This is a genomic window from Skermanella sp., assembly GCF_059503625.1.
In genome coordinates this window covers 1-1,933 of sequence record NZ_JCACHA010001017.1, presented here as the reverse complement: position 1 = coordinate 1,933, position 1,933 = coordinate 1, and the positions used below count along the sequence as shown (strand labels likewise).

Annotated in this window: 1 protein-coding gene; it reads left to right on the top strand. The window is 67.8% G+C overall.

What is annotated here, in order from left to right:
- Nucleotides 1-50 precede the first annotated feature (50 nt).
- On the top strand, nucleotides 51-1,933 hold a 1,883-nt coding region (locus AC5JJ6_RS37080), incomplete at its 3' end, for an SDR family NAD(P)-dependent oxidoreductase (protein ID WP_496046841.1).

Below are 1,933 nucleotides of genomic sequence, written 5' to 3'. Positions count from 1 at the left end.
GACCGGGTCGACCAAGCGAGCAGGGAACTGGCGCAGCGGGGACTGGCGGTATGACGGGTGCGGCGGATCATCCCATCGAACTGCCCGGCCTGACCGTCTCCTTCCATCCCGGCGACGGCGAGCGGACGGAGCAGGCCGTCGAAGCGCTTACTCGGCTCGGTTTCCGGCGTCTGCGGGTTCCCTTTGCGGCCGATGCCGCCGGCACCGAAGCTGACGGAGCCGAATGGGTCGGCACCCTGCTGCCCCGGCTTGCCGCCAGCTTCGAAGTGCTGCCCTGCCTGTCTGCCGACGCGCCGGAAGATCTTGTCGACGCCGTTTCACGGCAGTCGGGCCTTCTCGGCGAGATCGAAATCACGGCAGCGCCGGGCAAAGCCGCCCAGGCGCTTCAACTCGCCGCCCGCTTCAAGGGCCTCGGCTTCCTGACGGTCGTCAGCGGCATCGACTTGACGGCGCTCGACCTTGTCGCCCCCGGCAACGGGCTGGATGCCGTGGATATCGTCGGCATCGAGTCGCATCAGGGCACCGGCGCCGCGCAGCATCCGGGCTGGAGCGACCTGATCGCCGCCTATGCCCAGGCCCTGGAAGCCAATGGAGCGCGGACCCGCCTTTGGATCACCGGGGCGGGGTTCTCGACGTGGCGTCATGACGAACGGGGCCAGATCCGGGCGTTCCTCGGCGCTGCGGAAGCGCCGGCCGAACGGGTCTACTGGTCGTCGCTCCAGGATCTCGACCCATCCGAACAGGGCGCCCACGGCTTCCATGCCGACGAGCGCGACTATTTCCAAGGTATCCTGCGGGCCGACGGCTCGCCCAAGCTGCTCGGCCGCCTGCTGGAAAAGGGCGGCATCGCAGCGGTCCGGTCGCTTTACCGGCTCGGCCGCCCGATGCCGGTGACGCCGGCCCGCACGGACAAACCGGTGGTCGTGACCGGCGGCGCCGGGTTCATCGGCACCAACTTGGCGGACCGTCTGGTGCGCGAGGGCAACCGGGTCATCGTCTACGACAATCTGTCGCGTCCCGGAGTGGAGCAGAACATCGAGTGGCTGAAGGCCACCCACGGCAATGCCGTGACGTTCGAACTGGCGGACATCCGCGACCCCTATGTCCTGCGGGATGCGGTGTCACACGCCGGCCGGATGTTCCATTTCGCGGCCCAGGTCGCCGTCACCACCAGTTTGGTGGATCCCATCGCCGATTTCGAGGTCAACGCGCGCGGTACCGTGAACCTGCTGGAGGCGATCCGAGCCCAGCCGGAGCCGCCGCCGCTGGTCTTCACCTCGACCAACAAGGTCTACGGCAAACTGGCCGACGTGGCGCTGGAACTGGACGGCAAGCGCTATGCGCCGGCCGATCCGGCTATCCGTACCCGCGGCATCGACGAGTCCCGCCCGCTCGACTTCTACAGCCCTTACGGCGCGTCGAAGGGCAGCGCCGATCAGTATGTGCTCGACTATTGCCGGACCTACGACCTGCCGACGGCGGTGTTCCGGATGAGTTGCATCTACGGTCCGCACCAGTTCGGCACCGAGGACCAGGGCTGGGTCGCGCATTTCCTGATCCGGGCGCTTCAGGACGAGGCTATCACCCTCTATGGCGACGGCTATCAGGTCCGCGACATCCTGTTCGTCGAGGACCTGGTCGACGCCTTCATGCTGGCCCAGGCCAACATGCCCTCAATCCGGGGGCAGGCCTTCAACATCGGCGGCGGTCCCGCCAACGCCACCAGCCTGGTGGAACTGCTCGACCGCATCGGCGAGGCCGCCGGCTGCCGGCCCGAGATCGCATACGGTCCCTGGCGGCCGGGCGATCAGCTCTACTACGTTTCCGACACGTCCAAGTTCGGCGAAGCGACTGGATGGAAGCCGCGGACCGGCATCGCCAAGGGCATAGGGCTGCTGGCCGACTGGCTGACCGAAAACCGCGTAGCCGCCCC